Below are 20006 nucleotides of genomic sequence, written 5' to 3' on the forward strand. Positions count from 1 at the left end.
GTGATTTTTATATGAAAAACTATCTTAAAGAAAATCGTTGGTACTTATTGGCCAGTTTTTTCCTGCCGCTGCTGCTCATGGTGATCGTTTATTTGACGATTGGGATTTATCCAGGTTCCAGCCGTAGTGTCTTGGCTAGTGATGCCTTTTCGCAATTTTCAAATTTCCATGCAAGTTTTCGTAATATGCTTTTAGGCAAACAAGGCCTTTTTTATAATTGGAATGCCTCCATGGGATTGAATTATCTATCGTTAGTTTCCTATTATCTTGGAGGATTCTTTACACCATTGGTCATTTTCTTCCCAAATCAGTTGATGCCCGACGCACTGTATTTTTTAACATTAATTAAGATCGGCTCAGCGGGATTAGCGTTTTGGTTTTATGCCAAAGGTAGTTTTAAATTACCCAATTGGTCACGAGTAGCTCTTAGTGTAACCTATGCGCTCATGTCTTTTGCCATTGCTCATTCTGAGATTATCATGTGGCTGGATGCGTTTGTTTACCTGCCCTTAATCATTTTAGGTATCAATCGTATAATGGATTTGAAAAAGCCGACCGTACTTTTTGTTTCCTATTTAATGTTGTTTTTGACTAGTTTTTATATGGGCTTCATGATCGGTATTTTTTCAGTGTTGTATTTTATCGCTCGTTTGGTCACCAATTGGAAGGTCTACAAAAAAAGTATCCTTTCTTATGGTGCTACCTCATTATTAGCTGGTTTTGCTTCAATGATCGTAATTTTGCCGTCAATTCTTGATTTACGAACAAATGGTGAAGAACTAACACAAATCTCTACCTTCAAAACAGAAGCAACTAGTTGGTGGGATTTTATTGCAAAAAATTTGATTGGATCATACGATACCACGAAATATGGGTCGATTCCGTTCATTTATATAGGCCTTTTGCCATTGGCGTTATGTCTATTTTTCTTCATTTGTAAAAAAATTCCTTGGAAAAATAAACTCGCCTTCGGGCTAATTGGCGCGATTTTGATCGCAAGTTTCTATATTCAACCACTGAATTTATTCTGGCATGGGATGCATGCACCAAATATGTTCTTGTTCCGCTATGCTTACCTGCTTTCGTTTCTAGTGATCACACTAGCCGCATGGGGTTGGGAGAAATTGGATCGTGATACTATCCTACAGCTAGTCGCCGTCTTCCTATTGCTAATCGCTGCCTTCGCGATTTTCTGGGGAATGAAAGGTAAGGATTATGACTATCTAAAAAACATTTCACTTTATATCACGATCGGTTTCTTAGCTGTCTATGCCTTAGTTTTTACAGCACATCATTTTAATAAAATTCCATTGAAAGCCCTCAGCATCCTGCTTCTATTATTAATGTCTACGGAAGCGTTTATCAATAGCGACTTTATGGTGCGTGGTATTTTGAAAGATTGGAATTATGCCTCCCGCAGTCTCTATACCGAGCCTTATCCATCGATCAAGGCTCTTGTAGATGAAACGAAAAATGATAATGATTATTTTTATCGAATGGAAAATCTCGATCCTGTCTCATCCAACGACGCCTTTAATTATGGCTATAGCGGCGTAAGTATGTTTTCTTCAATCCGTAATCGTCATTCGTCCGGTTACATGGATCAATTAGGGTTTCGTTCGAGAGGTACGAGTCTGAACATCCGCTATCAAAACAACACCTTGCTTGCCGACGCATTTACTGGAATCAAATACAACATCGCAAAGGCGAAAGATTTGAACAAATATGGGTTTACTAAAACTAAAAGTGTCGGCGAATACAATCTGTTTGAAAATACGTATGCTTTGCCGTTAGCTTTTACTGCACCGACAAGCATTGATAAATTAAAGTCTTTGCCAAACGACAACCTTGGTACACAGACACAATTATTCAATGCCTTATCACAAGAACAGTTCCAGTATTATCAGTTCTTGCCAATGACACAAGTAAGTACAAAAAATGCCACGGTCACCAACGCTGGCAATATTATGACGATTGCAGAAAAACAAGGAAACGTCGCAAAAGATGTCACTTGGAAGGTTCAGGTTCCAGCAAACACACAGGCTTACTTAAGTCTCTATCCATACGATTTTGCTGAATTGGAAAGTTCAACGGCTACTGTCACAGCAAATGGACAGACCCGCCAAGCCCAGATCGGAATCAGCGGACAATATTATGATCTAGGGTATTATCAAAAAGCAACAATGGTTACCTTTACTGCTAGCTTTTATGGAACAAAATCGATCAGCTTCCAAAATCCGCAAGTTCTCGCCTTAGATACGGTCGCCTATCAATTAGCAGTCGATAAAATCAAAGAGAATAGTGTAGATATGAAAGTTGGTAAACGCAGCGCCGAAGGAACTGTGAATGCTAAAGAAGCCCAAACACTGATTACAACAATTCCTTATGATGAAGGCTGGACTGCCAAAATCGATGGCAAGAAAGTTGAGACAAAAGCTTTTCAGAATGCATTTGTCAGCATTCACGTTCCCAAGGGCAAACATACAATAACCTTTAGTTACCTACCTAAAGGTTTTATCGCAGGAGCTGTCTCCTTCGTGGTCGCAATTGGGATGTTCATTTTTTATCTGCGGATATTAAAATCGAAACACACACATCGACATTCTTAATAAAAAAGAAGCCGCCACAATTGGCGAGCTTCTTTTTTGATTACTTATAGTTTTAATTTAGCACGATCACTAGAATAGTATGCGTTCAATAGGTACAAATGAAGAGTTGCCACTCGGCATTCCTTAACACAATTACTTTTTTATTCGTATTTTACTTCCGCGAGATATAATCCTTCTGGATGGGCCGTTGGTCCAGCAACGTTACGATCTTTCGCCTCAATAATCATCGGCATACTATCTGCAGGAATACGGCCATTTCCAACTTTTAATAAAGTCCCTACTAAAATTCGGATCATCTTATATAAAAAACCATTTCCGCGAAAAATAAAAGTCAATTCCGTTCCTGCTTCATTTACTTCAAGATCTGCTTGATAAATTGTTCGAACTTTATCCTCGATCGACCCGCCAGTTGCGCAAAAAGAAGTGAAATCATGTGTCCCTAATAAATCCGGCAACGCCCGTCGGATTAAGTCCAAGTCCAAAGGATATGGATAGTAGGCAGCATAATACCGGCGAAATGGACTTCTCGGTTTCGCGATTTGAACTTTAAAATGATACGTCTTCTCCACGACATGATAACGCGCATGAAATGCATCATCCACGACTTCAACAGAAGAAACCGCGATATCATCTGGCGTCTGAGTATCTAATGCAAATCGCATCCGTTCTAATGGTCTTTCCTGCGGATAATCAAAATGAATCACTTGACCAATCGCATGGACTCCTGCGTCTGTCCTTCCTGAGCAGAAAATCGTAACAGGAGACCCATTGTTCATTTTTTGCAGCGTCTTTTCTACCTCTTCCTGTACAGTTCGACCATTTGGTTGTCGTTGAAAACCATTAAAGTTTGTACCATCATAAGCAATCACTGCTTTATATCTAACCATTATATTTCCCCTTTGTTCATATTAAGGAATCAATTTTTCTAAAAAAGTTACTCATATTTCCCAGTCATACTAGTATCTCAATCGGAGTTATTATAACAGCTTTTTAAAGAGATTCCAACGCATGTAAATCTGACGCTTGATATTTATTGCTGCCTGATAATGATTTTTTGTATTTCCAACATTCAATCGCGTCCGGCAATGATCGCCCTTGATTATCTGCAAAAAAATCACGAATATACGTATTATATTCAAACTGCGAATCAATTTTATCTGGTTTTTTCAGCGCTATCTTTGGATAAATTTCAATCGCCTCACGATAACTTTTACCAGCATTTTCTTTCAACCAATTTTGAAAAGCAACTTTAAAAACAAACGACGCTCCCAATTCTTGTTTAAAAAAAGCTCGATGGACTTCCGAGAAAACAATGTTCTCTTCAATAAGACTGTCTTGACTCAACTCTTCATTACGTAATTTCTTTTTCCCACTAGTTTTATTCGCTAAACTTTTTCCTGTTCGCAAATAGTGTTCAACTCGCTCATTCAATAATGCTTTACTCCCTGAAATAGCCAAGCCCTGTTTTTGACAAAAAGCTTGTAACTCCGATTTTAAATAATAATACTCACGAAATATTTCTGGTTTCAACCCAACATGCAACTCCGGCCGCTTCTCAGCCATTCTTTCTCCTCCATTCATTTGCTCAACCCATCCTACCATAAGATAGATGCTGCAAAGAATTTTATTTCCACATTCACAAATGACTTTTTCCTATATTTCTTGATGACACAGACAAAAAAAGCTTGGATCTCTCCAAGCTTAACTTCGTAAAAAGATTAGAATAATCGTTGCGATTGCAAAAACTGCGAGAACAATCGTGTCGCGTGATGCCCACTGTAATTTACGATACTTACTGCGCCCTTCACCGCCACGATATCCGCGAGCTTCCATCGCAGTTGCTAAATCCTCTGCACGATTGAAGCTACTTACAAATAAAGGAATCAGCAACGGTACAATCGCTTTAACCTTTTGGATCAGATTTCCATCATTAAAATCAACCCCACGCGCACGCTGCGCGTTCATAATCTTTTCCGTCTCATCCATTAAGGTCGGTACAAAACGTAATGCAATCGACAACATCAATGCAACCTCGTGCACCGGCAAATGGAATTTTTTTAGCGGATTCAATAAAGATTCAATTGCGTCAGACATTGACAATGGCGGTGTCGTCAAAGTCAACAATGTTGACATAAAAATAATCAACACGAAACGACAGAAAATGAACAACCCATTTTGAATCCCATAAGAAGAAAGACTGAAAACGCCCCATGACCAATACAAGGTACCGCCACGCGTAAACAACATCTGTAATGCTACGGTAAAGATGATCAGCCAAATCAGAGGTCTGACTCCTTTTAAGAAGAAGTTCATATTTATTTTTGATAAAAATACTGCAAACAATGTAAAAGCATCTAAAAATAAATAGCTTTGCCAATTATTCGCCAAAAAGATGATACCGATAAAATAAAAACTAGCTACTAATTTAGCCCGTGGGTCCAAACGATGAATCAGAGAATCGCCTGGAATATAACGGCCAAAGATCAATTTATTCATCATGAGCAGGACCTCCTGCTTTTTTTACGATCCAGTCTGCCAGCTCGTTTTCCGTTAAAGGTAATTCTTCAAAAGCTGCCCCTCGTGCTTGCATCTTTTCAGCAAACGCGCTGGCTTGTGGAACACCTAATTGTTTCTCTTTCAGCCATGCAACATCTGCAAATACAGTCTGAGGATCCCCATGCTTCACCACGTGGCCTTTTTCTAAAACATAAACGTAATCCGCGAAATTTGCCACATCATCCATTAAATGAGTCACTAGAACAATCGTCATATTTTTTTCTTTATGCAACCGCCAAAACATTTCCATCATTTCTTTGCGCCCAAGTGGATCTAATCCTGCTGTAGGCTCATCTAAGACTAAAACTTCCGGTTCCATTGCTAAGACACCCGCAATCGCAACACGGCGCATTTGTCCCCCAGAAAGCTCAAATGGCGAACGCTCCAGATACTCTTCATCCATTCCTACTAACTGCAAGTTTTCTTTAGCTAGAATTAATGCCTCCTCATCACTGACTCCAAAATTCTTTGGTCCGAAAGCAATATCTTTTGCCACAGTTTCTTCAAAAAGCTGGGCCTCTGGAAATTGAAAGACAATCCCAACTTTTCTGCGAACCGGTTTCAAATTTTTGTTATCCGTAGTTGGTGTAATCGTTCGATCACCAATTATTACATGTCCATCCGTTGGTTTTAACAATGCATTCAAATGTTGCAACAAAGTAGACTTGCCACTGCCTGTATGTCCCACCAGTGCCGTATACGAACCTTCCTTAATATCGAGATCAATATCATAAAGTGCTCGTTGCTCAAAGGGAGTATTGGGTTGATAAACGTAACTTACTTTTTCAAAACGGATGTCCATAACCAGTCCATCATCCCTTCTTCATCTAAATAATCCGACGGCACATTCACACCACGAGTTTTCAGAGCGGATTTTAGCTTCTCAGGAAACGGCAAATCCAATCCTAAAGAAACTAATTCAGGCCCTGCAGAAAAAATCTCCTCAGGCGTCCCTTCTTGATAAAGTTCTCCTTCTCTCATCACCAAAATCCGATTAGCACTAGCTGCTTCATCGATATCATGAGTAATCGAAATAACAGTCAGATCGCTTTCTTCTTTAATCTCTTGAATTGTCGCAATAACATCGTCTCGTCCTTCAGGATCTAACATACTAGTAGCCTCATCCAAAATAATGATCTCCGGACGTAAAGCAACAACACCAGCAATTGCTACCCGTTGTTTTTGTCCACCAGATAATCGAGCTGGTTCTCGTGTAGCGAAGTCCTGCATTTTTACTTTTTCCAAAGCATTTTGGACACGGCGCTGCATTTCACTACGTTCGATTCCTTGGTTCTCTAACCCAAAAGCAACATCATCTTCCACTGTCGCGCCGACAAATTGATTATCTGGATTTTGAAAAACCATCCCTACCATTCGTCGAATATCCCAGACAGACTCTTCAGACAATTCCATACCACCAACGGTGACTGTTCCTTTTTGTGGTAAATGAAGACCGTTGATTGCTTTGGCCAAAGTCGATTTTCCCGAACCGTTATGTCCGACAATCGCAATCCATTCACCTTTTTTTATTGAAAAGCTGACATCCTTTAGCGCAGGTGCCGTCTCTTCTTGATAGCTAAATTCAATTTGATTGATTTCTATAATTGGCTTCATGGTTACACCTTTCCACTTCTTTGCAAATCTGTTCTAAGCCTAGCAAAAAAGCCCCATTTTATCAATCCTTGATACTCAATAAAATGCTTTTGTATACCGATCTGTCTTGACAGCATTTTTGGGTATAAAAAAACACTTTATGATGAGTGCCGGCTTCCCAGACAATCTGGGAAGCGGCGCTGAGCTAGACTCGGAGAAAATCTCCAACATCATAACACTCTAAAAGAATCATCTATAAAGTGAAGAGTGACTATTATACAAGTTCTAAAACGACCATAGGGGCGTTGTCGCCACGACGAGGTTCAGTTTTTAAGATACGAGTGTATCCACCTTGACGTTCGGTGTAACGAGGAGCGATATCGTTGAATAATTTTTGCAATGCAGTTTCAACAACAACAGCTTCGTTTTCTTCACGAACCTCAGCGACTTCATTACGTACAAAGCTAGCAGCTTGGCGACGTGCATGAAGATCCCCGCGTTTTCCTAAAGTAATCATCTTTTCAGCAGTTGAACGAACTTCTTTCGCACGAGCTTCAGTCGTAACGATACGTTCGTTGATAATTAAGTCAGTTGTTAAGTCACGCAACATCGCTTTACGTTGGCTAGATGTGCGTCCTAATTTACGATAACTCACGTAGGTTTCCCTCCTTTGTCAACAATATTAATCGTCTTTACGTAGTCCTAAACCAAGATCATGTAATTTAGCCTTCACTTCTTCAAGTGATTTACGGCCCAAATTACGTACTTTAATCATTTCAGGTTCAGACTTATTCGTTAATTCTTGAACCGTATTAATTCCGGCACGTTTCAAGCAATTGTACGAACGTACAGACAAGTCTAGTTCTTCGATGGTCATTTCTAACATTTTTTCTTTTTGAGTCTCTTCTTTTTCAACCATGATTTCAGCGTTTTTCGCTTCATCAGTAAGATTTACGAAGATATCCAAATGTTCAGTTAGAATTTTCGCTGCAAGACTCAAAGCTTCTTGAGCAATGATTGATCCGTCAGTCCAAATTTCCATCGTTAATTTATCGAAGTCATCACGACGACCAACACGTGTATTTTCAACTTGATAGTTTACTTTACGTACTGGTGTATAGATAGAATCGACCGGAAGGACACCAATAGGCATATCTTCCTTTTTATTTTCGTCTGCTTGAACATAGCCTCGACCAGGTTTTACTGTTAAGCGAGCATGGAATGTCGCTCCTTCAGCAACAGTACAAATGTACATATCTTTATTCAAGATTTCAACGTCGCTGTCAACGATAATATCGCCGGCAGTTACCGTAGCTGGTCCAGTAATATCGATCTCAAGGGTTTTTTCTTCTTCAGCGAATAACTTCAACGCTAAACCTTTGATATTCAAGATGATTTGTACAACGTCTTCTCTTACACCTTTGATGGTTGAAAATTCGTGTAACACTCCATCGATTTGAATATTAGTAATAGCCGCGCCCGGTAAAGAAGAAAGTAGAATACGACGTAGAGAATTACCTAAAGTAGTTCCATAACCTCTTTCCAAAGGTTCAACAACGAACTTGCCATAATCTCTGTCTTCATCAATTTTTGTGATTCTTGGTTTTTCGAATTCAATCATTCTTGTCTTTTACCCCTTTCAAAACGAAAAGTGTCTTGTTCAATGACGTTCCTGTAAAACTCATAGAGTTGGGCACTCATTAAACACGACGGCGTTTTGGAGGGCGGCATCCATTATGAGGTACTGGAGTCACGTCACGAATTGCAGTTACTTCTAAACCAGTTGCTTGCAATGAACGAATCGCTGCTTCACGACCAGAACCAGGTCCTTTAACAGTTACTTCAACACTTTTCAATCCATGTTCCATTGCAGCTTTTGTTGCTGTTTCAGCAGCCATTTGAGCAGCGAAAGGTGTAGATTTTTTGCTACCTTTGAAGCCTAATGAACCTGCAGATGACCATGCAAGGGCATTACCGCTTGCATCAGTAATCATGATGATTGTATTATTAAAAGTCGAATGAATATGAGCAATACCTGTTTCAATATTCTTCTTCACACGACGTTTACGATTGACTTTCTTTGCTACCATGAAGATTTATACCTCCTTCACTAATTATTTTTTCTTGCCGGCAATAGCGCGAGCTGGGCCTTTACGAGTACGAGCATTATTTTTAGTGTTTTGTCCACGTGTAGGCAAGCCACGACGATGACGGATTCCACGGTAAGAACCGATTTCCATCAAACGTTTGATGTTTAAGTTAGTTTCACGACGAAGATCGCCTTCAACTTTTAATTTATCAACTTCAGCACGGATAGCGTCTGTTTGTTCGTTGGTTAAATCGCGTACACGAACATCTTCAGAAACGCCTGCATCGGCTAAAACTTGTTTCGCTGTAGTATTTCCAATACCGTAAATATAAGTAAGTGAAATTACCACGCGTTTATCACGAGGAATATCTACTCCTGCAATACGAGCCATACTTAATTACACCTCCAATTATCCTTGACGTTGTTTATGTTTTGGGTTTGCTGGGCAAATCACCATAACACGTCCATTACGACGAATTACTTTACAATGTTCACACATTGGTTTTACTGATGGTCTTACTTTCATGATTATACCTCCTGAAGTTTTACGGAGTACAACTTACTTAAAGCGATAGGTAATGCGACCACGGCTCAAATCATATGGAGAAAGTTCTACTGTAACTTTATCTCCAGGCAAGATTCGAATATAATACATCCGGATTTTACCAGATACGTGTGCAAGAACTTCGTGTCCGTTTTCCAATTCGACTTTAAACATTGCATTCGGCAAAGTTTCGACGACTGTTCCTTCGATTTCAATCATATCTTCTTTTGCCACGCAGAGTACCTCCTTGTAGTTGTTTCGCATTTTCACACGATAAAATGGCGGAAACTGCAGTTCCCACCCTAATTCTAAAGTTAACTTCCAAAAAATCTAGAAGTCGGACTGACAAATTCTATCATAAAACATCGAACTTGGCAAGATAAACTGCATCTCAAGTCGGCAGGCAAAATTATTTTTCGATAATCTTTTCTACATCCGCAAATACGGCATCAATTTCACGATCTCCATCAACTGGATACAACAGACCTTCTTCATTATAGTAAGCTAAAATCGGTTCACTGTTTTTTATATTAACAGACAAACGATTTTTAACTGTTTCTGGCTTATCGTCTTCGCGCTGGTAAAACTCATGACCACCACAGCGATCGCAAGTACCTTCTACCTTTGTAGGATTAAAGACTTTATGATAAGTCGCACCGCAGTTGCGGCACATGAAGCGTCCTGCCAAACGTTCAACTAACACTTCTTCTGCTACTTGAATTTCAATCACAGCATCAATCTTTTTGTTCAAGTCCGTTAACATTTCAGCTAATGCTTTGGCTTGATCTAAAGTACGAGGGAAGCCATCTAACAAAAAACCTTTATCAGTGTCTTTTTGAGCTAAACGTTCCTTCACGATACCGTTAGTTACTTCGTCTGGGACCAAATCCCCTGCATCCATGTAAGATTTTGCTTTCAATCCGAGTGTTGTCTCGTTTTTGATTGCTTCTCGGAACATATCCCCCGTGCTGATATGCGGAATATTGTACGTCGCAACAATTCTTTCTGCTTGTGTTCCTTTTCCTGCCCCTGGCAGTCCCATTAAGATCAGGTTCATTGCTTTCCCTCCTAAATATTCGAAGCGAGAACGGCGTTGAGGAAACCCTCAACACACGAATCTACTCTTCATCCATGAATCCGACATAGCGTCGTTTCAACATGAGTCCTTCTAATTGTTTTGCAGTTTCTAGCGCAACACCAACTACGATCAAAAGACTGGTTCCACCTAAACCGATTGATTGAGGTAAGTTCCAAACCATTTGTGCGATAATTGGAATCAAGGCAATCAAACCTAAGAATATAGCTCCGACCACACTCAAACGCATCAAAATTGCAGAAACATATTCTTCCGTTCCTTTACCTGGTCTTACACGAGGAATATAACTTCCTTGCTTTTGTAAGTTCTCTGCTAATTTTTCAGGATTTACCTGAACAAATGCATAGAAGAAGGTGAAGGCAACAATCAGAACAGTATAAATCGCAGCACCTGGAACTGTGTTATAACTGAATAATTTCGTTAGAACATCATACCAGCCTTCCGCGCTATATTTGCTAGCTAATGCTTGTAACACCGCATTGGGTGTGGCAATGAAAGAGCTGGCAAAGATAACTGGGATAACTCCGGCAGCATTTACTTTTAACGGTAGATAACTGCTTGTTGGAGCACCAACGACTTGTTTCGTATATTGAATTGGAATTTTTCTCTCCGCTTGTTGGAAGTATGTTACGAAAACAACAATCAACACAATAGCGATTAGTAAAATCACAACAAAAATTACGGATTTCCAGAGATCACTAGAATCAATATTTACGAAATAATCATCATAGATATCTTTGATACTTTGCGGTAATCGTGAAACGATCCCTGCAAAGATAAGCATCGATACTCCGTTACCGATTCCTTTTTCAGTAATCTGTTCTCCTAACCATGTAACAAACATAGTACCCGCTGTGAGAATAATACCAATCGTAACAAATGTTTGAACGTTACGGTTTGGTACAAATCCAAATTGTGCAAAATAATCAAATCCAGCTGTGATACTTACAGACTGAATGAAAGCCAAGACTAAAGTCAAATAGCGCGTTGCTTGATTTAACTTTTTACGACCGACTTCCCCTTGTTTTGACCATTCGACAAATTTAGGGATGATGTCCATCTGCAACAATTGAATAACAATTGACGCAGTGATATAAGGAGAAACCCCCATAGAGAAGATTGAAAAGTTTTGCATAGCTGAACCACTTACCATGTTCAACATTCTGAAAAATGGCATTTCGCTCAAGCCTTGCAAACCATGTGCATCAACTCCGGGCACCGTGATTTGTGCACCTAGTCGAAAAACTAAAAGCAATAGAACGGTGAATAGAATCCGTGATCGGATGTTCTTAACTTTGAATGAATCCTTTAAAAGTTTGAACATTAAATCACCTCGATTGAACCACCAGCAGCTTCAATTGTTTCTTGAGCATGTTTAGAGAATTTAGCTGCTTTAACGGTAAGTTTTTTGTCTAATGATCCGTTTCCTAAAACTTTGATTCCGGCTTTTTCATTTTTCACGATTCCAGCTTCGACTAAAGCAACTGGCGTCACTTCAGTTCCGTCTTCAAAACGATTTAAGACATCTAAATTGATTACAGCGTATTCTTTACGATTCACGTTAGTAAATCCGCGTTTTGGTAAACGACGGAATAAAGGAGTTTGTCCACCTTCAAAACCTAAACGTACACCGCCACCTGAACGAGCCTTTTGACCTTTTTGTCCACGTCCAGACGTTTTTCCGTTACCTGATGAAGTACCACGACCAACGCGGTTGCGAACTTTACGTGAACCTTCGGCAGGTTGTAATTCATGAAGTTTCATTATATTGGCACCTCCTTAGATATTAATCATCATTATTTACTAAACTTCTTCTACGTCCACTAAATGAGACACTGTATTAACCATACCTTTGATTGCATCATTGGCAGGTTTAACAACTGTGCTATTCATTTTTTTAAGACCCAACGCTTTAACAGTGTCACGTTGGTTTTGAGGACGTCCGATAATACTGCGTTTTAAAGTAATTTTTAATTCAGCCATTTCATTCGTCCTCCTTAATTAGCTAAGTTTTCAACAGAGATGCCACGTAATTGTGCCACTTCTTCTGCTTTTTTTAATTGAGTTAAACCTTCAACAGTTGCGCGAACAACGTTGATCGGTGTGTTTGAACCTAAAGATTTAGAAGTTACATCGGCAACCCCAGCTAATTCCAAGACGGCACGAACTGGTCCACCAGCGGCAACTCCAGAACCTTCAACGGCTGGTTTCATCAAGATACGTCCGCCGCCGAATACACCAATAACTTCGTGAGGAAGCGTAGTTCCTACCATTGGTACTTCGACTAGGTTTTTCTTAGCATCTTCGATTGCTTTACGAATTGCTTCAGGTACTTCTTGAGCTTTACCTGTACCAAAGCCTACGTGACCGTTCTTGTCACCGACAACAACTAGTGCTGCGAAACGTAGACGACGTCCACCTTTAACAACTTTAGTAACACGGTTGATCGCTACAACGCGGTCTTCTAATTCCAAATGTTTTGGATCGATATAAACCATGAATGGTGTTCCTCCTTCTCCTAAAATTCTAGTCCATTTTCGCGAGCTGCTTCAGCTAAAGCTGCTACACGGCCATGGTAAAGGTATCCACCACGGTCAAAGACTACTTTCTTAATACCTTTTTCTGATGCACGTTCTGCTACTAATTTCCCAACAGATTGTGCTTGTTCAGTTTTTGTTCCACCTGAAATTTCTTTATCCAAGGCAGAGGCACTTGCTAGCGTCACACCCGCTACGTCATCAATTACTTGCGCGTAGATGTTTTTGTTAGAACGAAAAACGTTCAAGCGTGGGCACTCAGCAGTACCAGAGATTTTGTTACGTACACGCATGTGACGCTTTTGGCGCGTTTTATTCTTATCTGGTTTTGTAATCACAATTGTCACCTCTTTAATTAAGCTGGCCTAAGCCGCGTGTAGGTTTGACCTACTATTTACCAGTTTTACCTTCTTTACGACGTACGTATTCGCCAACATAACGGATACCTTTGCCTTTATAAGGCTCTGGAGGACGAGTTCCGCGGATTTTCGCAGCTAATTCGCCTACTACTTCTTTGTCTGATCCTTTAACAACTACTTGAGTGTTAGCAGGAACTTCGATTGTAACACCTTCTGGAGCTACGATTTCAACTGGATGTGAGTAACCAACATTCAATACAAGTTTTGAACCTTGCAATTGAGCACGGTACCCAACCCCGATTAATTCTAATGCTTTTTGGAACCCTTCTGAAACACCAACAACCATGTTATTGAAGTTTGCACGAGTTGTTCCGTGAATTGTTTTCATTTCTTTGCTGTCGCTTGGACGAGTGAATGTTACTTCATTTCCTTCGATGCTCATTTTGATATCAGAAGAAAAAGTACGAGTTAATTCACCTTTAGGTCCTTTAACAGTAATGTCGTTTCCGTTTTGAGCTACTTCAACTCCAGCAGGTAAAACGACTAATTTATTACCAATACGGCTCACTTAAAGACACCTCCTCATGGATTGTTTGATCTTACCAAACGTAAGCTAGCACTTCGCCGCCAACGTTTTTACCTCTAGCTTCTTTATCGGTTACTAAACCTTCAGAAGTAGAGATGATTGCGATACCTAAACCATTTAATACTTTTGGCACTTCATCAGCTTTGACATAAGCACGTAAGCCTGGTTTAGAAATACGTTTCAAGTTAGTGATAACACGTTCGTCATTTTTACCGTATTTAAGGAAAACACGGATCATGCCTTGTTTGTCATCTTCGATATATTCAACATCACGTACGAAACCTTCACGTTTCAAGATTTCAGCGATGTCACGTTTGATTTTTGAAGCAGGTACTTCTACTGAATCGTGCTTTACCATGTTGGCGTTACGAATACGAGTTAGAAAATCTGCAATTGGATCTGTCATGACCATTGAACTATTTACCTCCTTTATGCGAGTTTATTTTACCAGCTAGCTTTCTTCACGCCGGGAATTTGACCTTTGTAGGCAAGTTCGCGGAAGCAAATACGGCAAAGATGAAATTTACGATAAACTGAATGTGGACGTCCGCAACGTTCGCAGCGAGTGTATTCTTGCGTTGAATGTTTTGCAGGCCGTTTGTTTTTAGCAATCATTGATTTTTTAGCCAATTTTTTCGCCTCCTTGATTATTTTTGGAATGGCATTCCAAGTTGTGTTAATAATTCGCGAGATTCTTCGTCAGTATTAGCAGTTGTAACAACAACGATATCCATACCGCGGACTTTATCAACTAAATCATAATCTACTTCAGGGAAGATCAATTGTTCTTTAACACCCAAAGTAAAGTTACCACGGCCATCAAAGGATTTTTTGCTTACTCCGTGGAAGTCACGTACACGTGGAAGTGATACAGACACTAATTTGTCTAAGAATTCATACATTCTTTCTCCGCGTAGTGTTACTTTCGCACCGATAGGCATTCCTTCACGTAAACGGAAACCAGCGATTGATTTTTTAGCTTTTGTAATGATTGGTTTTTGACCAGAGATCAAGGCTAATTCTTCAACTGCTTTGTCTAAGTTTTTCGCATTTGATACCGCATCACCAACACCCATGTTGATAACGATTTTCTCAACTTTAGGAACTTCCATAACTGAATCATAATTAAATTTTTCCATCAAAGATGGTGTAATTTCACTTACAAATTTTTCTTTTAGGCGGTTCATCTATAAGATCCTCCTTTCTTGTTTAATTATTTATCTAAAGTTTCGCCGGTTTTTTTAGAAACACGGACTTTCTTTCCGTCAACCATTTTATAGCCAACGCGTGTCGCTTCTCCATTTGAAGGATCAATCACCATAACATTAGAAGCATGAATTGGTGCTTCTACCTCAACGATTCCGCCTTGAGGGGCTTCTTGTGAGGCTTTCTTATGTTTTTTTACGATATTGACGCCTTCAACAACGACTTTATCTTGTTTAGGAAGGGCTTCTAATACAACGCCTTCTTTATTTCTGTCTTTACCAGAGATAACTTTTACTTTATCGCCTTTTTTAACGAACATTACTGTTGCGCACCTCCTTTAGTTGAATCTTTCGATTATAATACTTCCGGTGCCAATGAAACGATCTTCATGAAGTTGCCTTCGCGTAGTTCACGAGCGACAGGTCCGAAGATACGTGTTCCTCTTGGGCTCTTGTCATCACGAATGATAACAGCTGCATTTTCATCAAATTTGATATAAGAACCATCAGTACGACGAGCGCCTGATTTAGTTCGAACGATAACGGCTTTAACGACTTCACCTTTTTTGACAACACCACCTGGCGTTGCTTGTTTAACCGTAGCAACAATCACATCACCGATATTTGCAGTTTTGCGACCAGATCCGCCAAGAACTTTAATAGTTAAAATTTCACGAGCGCCTGAATTGTCAGCGATTTTTAAACGGCTTTCTGCTTGGATCACTTGTGTATCCTCCTTTCAGATTTAAAAAACATCTATATAGGAAAATCTCGTGTGATTAGATAATCACTGCTTTTTCAACAATTTCAACCAGACGGAAACGTTTGGTAGCTGATAATGGACGAGTTTCCATGATTTTCACGATATCGCCAATTTTTGCTTCATTGTTTTCATCGTGAGCTTTGTATTTTTTAGAATATTTCATACGCTTACCGTAGATTGGATGGTTCTTCTTGGTCTCAACGACAACAGTGATCGTTTTGTCCATTTTGTCAGATACCACACGTCCTTGATAAACTTTACGTTGATTTCTTTCCTCAGTCATACTGGAAATGGCCTCCTTCCACTATTTGTCAGCTTGTTCGCGCAACACAGTTTTGATGCGTGCAATCGATTTACGTACTTCTTTAATACGTGCAGTGTTTTCTAATTGACCTGTTGCTAATTGAAATCTAAGATTGAACAATTCTTCTTTTAATTGCTTTTCTTGATCTAGCATTTCGGCAGTGGTTAATTCTCTGATATCTTTAACCTTCATTCGATTCACCACCCATTTCCTCACGTTTTACGATCTTAGTCTTCATTGGTAATTTGTGAGAAGCAAGACGTAATGCTTCACGAGCAACTTCTTCAGGTACGCCAGCGATTTCAAACATGATCTTGCCGCGTTTAACTGGTGAAACCCAGCCTTCAGGAGCCCCTTTACCTTTACCCATACGTACGCCGATGGCTTTTGATGTATAGGATTTATGAGGGAAAATCTTAATCCATACTTTCCCACCACGTTTCATGTAACGAGTCATAGCAATACGTGATGCTTCGATTTGGCGGTTAGTAATCCAGTGCGATTCAACAGCTTGTAAGCCGAATTCACCAAATGCGATTTCTTTACCACCTTTAGCTTCTCCACGCATTTTACCGCGAAATTCACGACGGTGTTTTACACGTTTAGGTACTAACATGATTATTTCCCTCCTTTCTCAGTGTTTTTCTTTGTAGGAAGAATTTCTCCACGATAAATCCACACTTTAACTCCTAGTTTTCCGTATGTTGTATTCGCTTCTTCCCAAGCGTAGTCGATATCTGCACGCAATGTATGAAGAGGAACAGTACCTTCAGAGTATCCTTCTGAACGAGCAATATCTGCACCATTCAAACGACCAGATACTTGAGTTTTAATTCCTTTAGCTCCTGAACGCATAGTGCGTTGAATCGCTTGTTTTTGTGCACGACGGAAAGCTACACGGTTTTCTAATTGACGTGCAATTCCTTCTCCGACTAATTTTGCATCTAAATCTGGTTTTTTAATTTCAACGATGTTGATGTGGACACGTTTACCAGTTAGTTTGTTCAATTCTTTTCTTAGGCTTTCAACTTCAGATCCGCCTTTACCGATAACCATGCCAGGTTTAGCTGTGTGGATTGAAATATTCACACGATTTGCAGCGCGTTCGATTTCAACAGTTGACACAGCGGCATCAGCAAGTTTCGTTGCGATGAACTTACGGATTCTCAAATCTTCGTGTAGAAATTCAGCATACTCTTTTTCAGCATACCATTTAGCATCCCACTCACGGATGATGCCTACACGCATTCCAATAGGATTTACTTTTTGACCCACTGATTATCCCTCCTTATTTTTCTGATACCACAACGGTAATATGACTTGTACGTTTGTTGATTGGTGAAGCTGAACCTTTTGCACGCGGACGGAAACGTTTCATTGTTGGTCCTTCGTTAACAAATGCTTCAGAAACTACCAAATTTTCAACATCTAAGTCAAAGTTATTCTCAGCGTTAGCAACAGCTGACATCATCACTTTTTCGATGATTCCAGCAGATTTGTTCGGTGTGAACTTCAAAATCGAAATTGCTTCCGCTACGCTTTTTCCTCTAATAAGATCGATTACTAAACGCGCCTTGCGAGGAGAAGTGCGAACTGTTTTCGCAGTTGCCTTAGCTGATGTAATTTGTTCTGCCATGTTAATATCCTCCCCTCAAAATTAACGTCTTGTTTTCTTATCGTCGGCGGCATGTCCACGATAAGTTCTTGATGGTGCAAATTCACCTAATTTATGTCCTACCATGTCTTCCTGGATGTAAACTGGCACATGTTTGCGTCCGTCATAAACAGCAATTGTAAATCCCACAAAATTAGGGAAAATTGTTGAGCGACGAGACCAAGTTTTAATAACTTTTTTCTTTTCAACACCTTGTTGCGCTTCGACCTTTTTCATCAAATGATCATCAACGAAAGGTCCTTTTTTCAAACTACGACCCATGGTGTACCTCCTCTCAAAATATGCGACACATAGTCAATGGTTCTATTTAGTCTTACGACGACGAACGATAAGCTTGTCAGATGCAGCCTTTTTGTTACGTGTTTTGTAACCCAACGCAGGTTGTCCCCAAGGAGATACTGGAGCTTTACGTCCGACTGGAGCTTTACCTTCACCACCACCGTGTGGGTGATCATTAGGGTTCATTACGCTACCACGTACAGTTGGACGTTTACGCATCCAACGAGAACGACCAGCTTTACCGATATTAATCAATTCGTGTTGTTCGTTACCAACAGAACCGATTGTTGCACGGCAAGTAGCTAAAATCATGCGAACTTCGCCAGAATTCAAACGTACTAATACGTATTTTCCTTCTTTACCAAGTACTTGAGCACTTGTACCAGCAGAACGGATTAATTGTCCGCCTTTGCCAGGTTTCATTTCAATGTTGTGGATTACAGTACCAACTGGAATGTTTTCAAGTGGTAATGTATTTCCGATTTTGATATCTGCATCCGTTCCAGATACGACTGTCATGCCAACTTCTAAGCCTTTAGGGGCTAAGATGTAAGCTTTCACTCCGTCTGTATAATGAAGTAATGCAATATTTGCTGAACGGTTTGGATCATACTCGATCGTTTGAACGGTAGCAACCACGTTATCTTTATTACGTTTGAAGTCGATAACACGGTATTGACGTTTATGTCCGCCACCTTGATGACGTACAGTGATACGACCGTTGTTGTTACGACCAGCGTTGTTTTTCAATGGTTGTAATAACGTCTTCTCAGGCGTTGAAGTAGTGATTTCAGCGAAATCAGAACTTGTCATATTACGACGACCATTTGTGGTAGGTTTGTACTTTTTAATCGCCACGTCTGGTTTCCCTCCTATTTACTAATGATTTTCTTGCGCTTATTCAGCAGCGTCGAAAAGTTGGATTTCTTTTGAGTCTTCAGTTAAAGTCACAACAGCTTTGCGACGTTTTTTTGTGAAGCCTTGATATTTACCCATACGTTTTGCTTTTGGTTTAGCATTCATAATGTTTACATTTTTAACTTTAACGTCAAAAGCAGCTTCAACCGCTTGTTTAACTAAAGTTTTATTCGCGCGAGTGTCTACTTCGAAAGTGTATTTCTTTTCGTCCATGTCTAACATAGATTTTTCAGTGATCACCGGGCGTTTAATTACGTCTAGTAAGTTCATTATGCAAGCACCTCCTCAATTTGAGTAAGAGCAGTTTGCGTTGCTAAGATTTTTTCATTAGCGACTACATCTAATACAGTAACGTTGTTTGAAGTAGTAACAGTAACATTTGGCAAGTTACGAGCAGCTAAGCCTGCAACTTCGTTTTCTGTTTCTAAAACAACCAATACCTTAGAATCGATAGACAAGCCAGTTAAAACTTGCTTGAATTCTTTTGTTTTAGGTGCGTCAAAGCTTAAAGCATCAACAGCAACCAAATTATTTTCAGCAACTTTTTCTGATAAAACAGATTTAATTGCTAAGCGACGAACTTTTTTAGGAAGTTTGTAGCTATATGAACGCGGTGTTGGTCCGAAAACGATACCACCTCCACGCCATTGTGGTGAACGGATAGAACCTTGACGAGCACGCCCAGTTCCTTTTTGACGCCATGGTTTGCGACCACCGCCACGAACTGCACTGCGATTTTTCACAGCGTGTGTCCCTTGTCTTAATGATGCACGTTGCATAACGATTGCATCGTAAACAACACTCTCATTTGGTTCAATTCCAAAGATTTCTTCATTTAAAGTGATGTCACCGTTTTGAGTTCCATCTTGTTTGAATAATGCTACAGTTGGCAT

The 20006-nt window shown here is 39.9% G+C and carries 33 protein-coding genes; 1 reads left to right on the top strand and 32 read right to left on the bottom strand.

What is annotated here, in order from left to right; translation table 11 throughout:
* Nucleotides 1-11: 11 nt before the first annotated feature.
* Nucleotides 12-2609, top strand: a complete 2598-nt coding sequence (locus tag IGI38_RS19895; protein WP_438733631.1) for a YfhO family protein — start codon at nt 12-14, stop codon at nt 2607-2609.
* 140 nt (nt 2610-2749) lie between these two features.
* Here the strand turns inward: IGI38_RS19895 and truA are convergent, their stop codons facing one another.
* From truA to rplD, 32 genes are all read right to left on the bottom strand, one after another.
* The gene (gene truA / locus IGI38_RS19900) at nt 2750-3496 is read right to left on the bottom strand and encodes a tRNA pseudouridine(38-40) synthase TruA (protein ID WP_438733633.1); all 747 of its coding nucleotides are present in this window, start codon (nt 3494-3496) and stop codon (nt 2750-2752) included.
* Between the two features lie 103 nt (nt 3497-3599).
* Nucleotides 3600-4172, bottom strand: coding sequence for a DUF6434 domain-containing protein (locus IGI38_RS19905; RefSeq protein ID WP_438733634.1), 573 nt, complete (start codon nt 4170-4172; stop codon nt 3600-3602).
* A gap of 138 nt (nt 4173-4310) precedes the next feature.
* Nucleotides 4311-5108 carry an energy-coupling factor transporter transmembrane component T family protein gene (locus IGI38_RS19910; RefSeq protein WP_438733635.1) on the bottom strand — a complete coding sequence of 266 codons (798 nt, stop codon included), beginning with the start codon at nt 5106-5108 and terminating at the stop codon, nt 4311-4313.
* On the bottom strand, nt 5098-5967 hold the full coding sequence (locus tag IGI38_RS19915; RefSeq protein ID WP_438733636.1) for an energy-coupling factor ABC transporter ATP-binding protein: 870 nt from the start codon (nt 5965-5967) through the stop codon (nt 5098-5100). The genes IGI38_RS19910 and IGI38_RS19915 overlap by 11 nt, the downstream gene beginning before the upstream one ends.
* A complete protein-coding gene (locus tag IGI38_RS19920; RefSeq protein ID WP_438733637.1) occupies nt 5943-6779 on the bottom strand; it encodes an energy-coupling factor ABC transporter ATP-binding protein in 837 nt (278 codons plus the stop codon). Before IGI38_RS19920 ends, IGI38_RS19915 begins: the two co-directional genes overlap by 25 nt.
* A 253-nt stretch (nt 6780-7032) precedes the next feature.
* A complete protein-coding gene (gene rplQ, locus IGI38_RS19925; RefSeq protein WP_438733638.1) occupies nt 7033-7413 on the bottom strand; it encodes a 50S ribosomal protein L17 in 381 nt (126 codons plus the stop codon).
* Between the two features lie 27 nt (nt 7414-7440).
* On the bottom strand, nt 7441-8379 hold the full coding sequence (locus tag IGI38_RS19930; RefSeq protein WP_010747196.1) for a DNA-directed RNA polymerase subunit alpha: 939 nt from the start codon (nt 8377-8379) through the stop codon (nt 7441-7443).
* A gap of 79 nt (nt 8380-8458) precedes the next feature.
* On the bottom strand, nt 8459-8848 hold the full coding sequence (gene rpsK / locus IGI38_RS19935) for a 30S ribosomal protein S11 (RefSeq protein ID WP_071857869.1): 390 nt from the start codon (nt 8846-8848) through the stop codon (nt 8459-8461).
* Nucleotides 8849-8872: 24 nt separating this feature from the next.
* Entirely contained in the window at nt 8873-9238 is a 366-nt protein-coding gene (gene rpsM, locus IGI38_RS19940; RefSeq protein ID WP_010742773.1) for a 30S ribosomal protein S13, read from the bottom strand.
* An 18-nt stretch (nt 9239-9256) separates the two neighbouring features.
* A complete protein-coding gene (gene rpmJ / locus IGI38_RS19945) occupies nt 9257-9373 on the bottom strand; it encodes a 50S ribosomal protein L36 (RefSeq protein ID WP_010742772.1) in 117 nt (38 codons plus the stop codon).
* A 33-nt stretch (nt 9374-9406) separates the two neighbouring features.
* Nucleotides 9407-9625 (bottom strand): translation initiation factor IF-1, encoded by a 219-nt coding sequence (gene infA / locus IGI38_RS19950; protein WP_010742771.1) that lies wholly within the window; start codon nt 9623-9625, stop codon nt 9407-9409.
* A gap of 175 nt (nt 9626-9800) precedes the next feature.
* Entirely contained in the window at nt 9801-10448 is a 648-nt protein-coding gene (locus IGI38_RS19955; RefSeq protein ID WP_438733640.1) for an adenylate kinase, read from the bottom strand.
* 61 nt (nt 10449-10509) lie between these two features.
* A complete protein-coding gene (gene secY, locus IGI38_RS19960) occupies nt 10510-11811 on the bottom strand; it encodes a preprotein translocase subunit SecY (RefSeq protein ID WP_438733642.1) in 1302 nt (433 codons plus the stop codon).
* A complete protein-coding gene (rplO, locus tag IGI38_RS19965) occupies nt 11811-12251 on the bottom strand; it encodes a 50S ribosomal protein L15 (RefSeq protein ID WP_010742768.1) in 441 nt (146 codons plus the stop codon). The genes secY and rplO overlap by 1 nt, the downstream gene beginning before the upstream one ends.
* Nucleotides 12252-12290: 39 nt before the next feature.
* Complete coding sequence (gene rpmD, locus IGI38_RS19970) at nt 12291-12470, bottom strand: 50S ribosomal protein L30 (protein ID WP_010747202.1); 180 nt, start codon at nt 12468-12470, stop codon at nt 12291-12293.
* A gap of 14 nt (nt 12471-12484) precedes the next feature.
* A complete protein-coding gene (rpsE, locus tag IGI38_RS19975) occupies nt 12485-12985 on the bottom strand; it encodes a 30S ribosomal protein S5 (protein ID WP_010747203.1) in 501 nt (166 codons plus the stop codon).
* Nucleotides 12986-13005: 20 nt separating this feature from the next.
* Nucleotides 13006-13362, bottom strand: coding sequence for a 50S ribosomal protein L18 (rplR, locus tag IGI38_RS19980; protein ID WP_438733643.1), 357 nt, complete (start codon nt 13360-13362; stop codon nt 13006-13008).
* 52 nt (nt 13363-13414) lie between these two features.
* Entirely contained in the window at nt 13415-13951 is a 537-nt protein-coding gene (gene rplF, locus IGI38_RS19985; protein WP_438733644.1) for a 50S ribosomal protein L6, read from the bottom strand.
* Between the two features lie 31 nt (nt 13952-13982).
* A complete protein-coding gene (gene rpsH / locus IGI38_RS19990) occupies nt 13983-14381 on the bottom strand; it encodes a 30S ribosomal protein S8 (protein WP_010747206.1) in 399 nt (132 codons plus the stop codon).
* Nucleotides 14382-14413: 32 nt separating this feature from the next.
* Nucleotides 14414-14599: a type Z 30S ribosomal protein S14 gene (locus IGI38_RS19995; RefSeq protein ID WP_028020384.1), complete on the bottom strand. Its 186-nt coding sequence runs from the start codon at nt 14597-14599 to the stop codon at nt 14414-14416.
* 17 nt (nt 14600-14616) lie between these two features.
* Complete coding sequence (gene rplE / locus IGI38_RS20000; RefSeq protein WP_438733645.1) at nt 14617-15156, bottom strand: 50S ribosomal protein L5; 540 nt, start codon at nt 15154-15156, stop codon at nt 14617-14619.
* A gap of 26 nt (nt 15157-15182) precedes the next feature.
* A complete protein-coding gene (gene rplX, locus IGI38_RS20005) occupies nt 15183-15494 on the bottom strand; it encodes a 50S ribosomal protein L24 (protein ID WP_438733647.1) in 312 nt (103 codons plus the stop codon).
* Between the two features lie 35 nt (nt 15495-15529).
* Nucleotides 15530-15898 carry a 50S ribosomal protein L14 gene (rplN, locus tag IGI38_RS20010; protein WP_010782054.1) on the bottom strand — a complete coding sequence of 123 codons (369 nt, stop codon included), beginning with the start codon at nt 15896-15898 and terminating at the stop codon, nt 15530-15532.
* A 55-nt stretch (nt 15899-15953) separates the two neighbouring features.
* Nucleotides 15954-16220 carry a 30S ribosomal protein S17 gene (gene rpsQ / locus IGI38_RS20015; RefSeq protein WP_010742759.1) on the bottom strand — a complete coding sequence of 89 codons (267 nt, stop codon included), beginning with the start codon at nt 16218-16220 and terminating at the stop codon, nt 15954-15956.
* A 21-nt stretch (nt 16221-16241) separates the two neighbouring features.
* A complete protein-coding gene (rpmC, locus tag IGI38_RS20020; protein WP_438733649.1) occupies nt 16242-16433 on the bottom strand; it encodes a 50S ribosomal protein L29 in 192 nt (63 codons plus the stop codon).
* Nucleotides 16423-16857: a 50S ribosomal protein L16 gene (gene rplP / locus IGI38_RS20025; protein ID WP_010742757.1), complete on the bottom strand. Its 435-nt coding sequence runs from the start codon at nt 16855-16857 to the stop codon at nt 16423-16425. The genes rpmC and rplP overlap by 11 nt, the downstream gene beginning before the upstream one ends.
* 2 nt (nt 16858-16859) lie before the next feature.
* Nucleotides 16860-17516: a 30S ribosomal protein S3 gene (gene rpsC / locus IGI38_RS20030; protein WP_010742756.1), complete on the bottom strand. Its 657-nt coding sequence runs from the start codon at nt 17514-17516 to the stop codon at nt 16860-16862.
* Nucleotides 17517-17529: 13 nt separating this feature from the next.
* Entirely contained in the window at nt 17530-17877 is a 348-nt protein-coding gene (rplV, locus tag IGI38_RS20035; RefSeq protein WP_010742755.1) for a 50S ribosomal protein L22, read from the bottom strand.
* Between the two features lie 21 nt (nt 17878-17898).
* On the bottom strand, nt 17899-18177 hold the full coding sequence (gene rpsS / locus IGI38_RS20040) for a 30S ribosomal protein S19 (RefSeq protein ID WP_438733650.1): 279 nt from the start codon (nt 18175-18177) through the stop codon (nt 17899-17901).
* Between the two features lie 42 nt (nt 18178-18219).
* The gene (gene rplB, locus IGI38_RS20045) at nt 18220-19053 is read right to left on the bottom strand and encodes a 50S ribosomal protein L2 (RefSeq protein ID WP_438733652.1); all 834 of its coding nucleotides are present in this window, start codon (nt 19051-19053) and stop codon (nt 18220-18222) included.
* A 39-nt stretch (nt 19054-19092) separates the two neighbouring features.
* Complete coding sequence (locus IGI38_RS20050) at nt 19093-19383, bottom strand: 50S ribosomal protein L23 (RefSeq protein ID WP_010782060.1); 291 nt, start codon at nt 19381-19383, stop codon at nt 19093-19095.
* Entirely contained in the window at nt 19383-20006 is a 624-nt protein-coding gene (gene rplD, locus IGI38_RS20055) for a 50S ribosomal protein L4 (protein WP_438733653.1), read from the bottom strand. Before rplD ends, IGI38_RS20050 begins: the two co-directional genes overlap by 1 nt.

This window comes from Enterococcus sp. AZ128 (genome assembly GCF_051714485.1).
GTDB lineage: Bacteria > Bacillota > Bacilli > Lactobacillales > Enterococcaceae > Enterococcus_A.

Excerpts from the sequence above, each read along its gene's own strand:
- IGI38_RS19895 (WP_438733631.1), top strand. The coding sequence starts at position 12 with ATGAAAAACTATCTTAAAGAAAATCGTTGGTACTTATTGGCCAGTTTT.
- truA (WP_438733633.1), bottom strand. The coding sequence starts at position 3,496 with ATGGTTAGATATAAAGCAGTGATTGCTTATGATGGTACAAACTTTAAT.
- IGI38_RS19905 (WP_438733634.1), bottom strand. The coding sequence starts at position 4,172 with ATGGCTGAGAAGCGGCCGGAGTTGCATGTTGGGTTGAAACCAGAAATA.
- IGI38_RS19910 (WP_438733635.1), bottom strand. The coding sequence starts at position 5,108 with ATGATGAATAAATTGATCTTTGGCCGTTATATTCCAGGCGATTCTCTG.
- IGI38_RS19915 (WP_438733636.1), bottom strand. The coding sequence starts at position 5,967 with ATGGACATCCGTTTTGAAAAAGTAAGTTACGTTTATCAACCCAATACT.
- IGI38_RS19920 (WP_438733637.1), bottom strand. The coding sequence starts at position 6,779 with ATGAAGCCAATTATAGAAATCAATCAAATTGAATTTAGCTATCAAGAA.
- IGI38_RS19930 (WP_010747196.1), bottom strand. The coding sequence starts at position 8,379 with ATGATTGAATTCGAAAAACCAAGAATCACAAAAATTGATGAAGACAGA.
- rpsK (WP_071857869.1), bottom strand. The coding sequence starts at position 8,848 with ATGGTAGCAAAGAAAGTCAATCGTAAACGTCGTGTGAAGAAGAATATT.
- rpsM (WP_010742773.1), bottom strand. The coding sequence starts at position 9,238 with ATGGCTCGTATTGCAGGAGTAGATATTCCTCGTGATAAACGCGTGGTA.
- rpmJ (WP_010742772.1), bottom strand. The coding sequence starts at position 9,373 with ATGAAAGTAAGACCATCAGTAAAACCAATGTGTGAACATTGTAAAGTA.
- IGI38_RS19955 (WP_438733640.1), bottom strand. The coding sequence starts at position 10,448 with ATGAACCTGATCTTAATGGGACTGCCAGGGGCAGGAAAAGGAACACAA.
- secY (WP_438733642.1), bottom strand. The coding sequence starts at position 11,811 with ATGTTCAAACTTTTAAAGGATTCATTCAAAGTTAAGAACATCCGATCA.
- rplO (WP_010742768.1), bottom strand. The coding sequence starts at position 12,251 with ATGAAACTTCATGAATTACAACCTGCCGAAGGTTCACGTAAAGTTCGC.
- rpmD (WP_010747202.1), bottom strand. The coding sequence starts at position 12,470 with ATGGCTGAATTAAAAATTACTTTAAAACGCAGTATTATCGGACGTCCT.
- rpsE (WP_010747203.1), bottom strand. The coding sequence starts at position 12,985 with ATGGTTTATATCGATCCAAAACATTTGGAATTAGAAGACCGCGTTGTA.
- rpsH (WP_010747206.1), bottom strand. The coding sequence starts at position 14,381 with ATGGTCATGACAGATCCAATTGCAGATTTTCTAACTCGTATTCGTAAC.
- rplE (WP_438733645.1), bottom strand. The coding sequence starts at position 15,156 with ATGAACCGCCTAAAAGAAAAATTTGTAAGTGAAATTACACCATCTTTG.
- rplX (WP_438733647.1), bottom strand. The coding sequence starts at position 15,494 with ATGTTCGTTAAAAAAGGCGATAAAGTAAAAGTTATCTCTGGTAAAGAC.
- rpsQ (WP_010742759.1), bottom strand. The coding sequence starts at position 16,220 with ATGACTGAGGAAAGAAATCAACGTAAAGTTTATCAAGGACGTGTGGTA.
- rpmC (WP_438733649.1), bottom strand. The coding sequence starts at position 16,433 with ATGAAGGTTAAAGATATCAGAGAATTAACCACTGCCGAAATGCTAGAT.
- rplP (WP_010742757.1), bottom strand. The coding sequence starts at position 16,857 with ATGTTAGTACCTAAACGTGTAAAACACCGTCGTGAATTTCGCGGTAAA.
- rplV (WP_010742755.1), bottom strand. The coding sequence starts at position 17,877 with ATGGCAGAACAAATTACATCAGCTAAGGCAACTGCGAAAACAGTTCGC.
- rpsS (WP_438733650.1), bottom strand. The coding sequence starts at position 18,177 with ATGGGTCGTAGTTTGAAAAAAGGACCTTTCGTTGATGATCATTTGATG.
- IGI38_RS20050 (WP_010782060.1), bottom strand. The coding sequence starts at position 19,383 with ATGAACTTACTAGACGTAATTAAACGCCCGGTGATCACTGAAAAATCT.
- rplD (WP_438733653.1), bottom strand. The coding sequence starts at position 20,006 with ATGCCAACTGTAGCATTATTCAAACAAGATGGAACTCAAAACGGTGAC.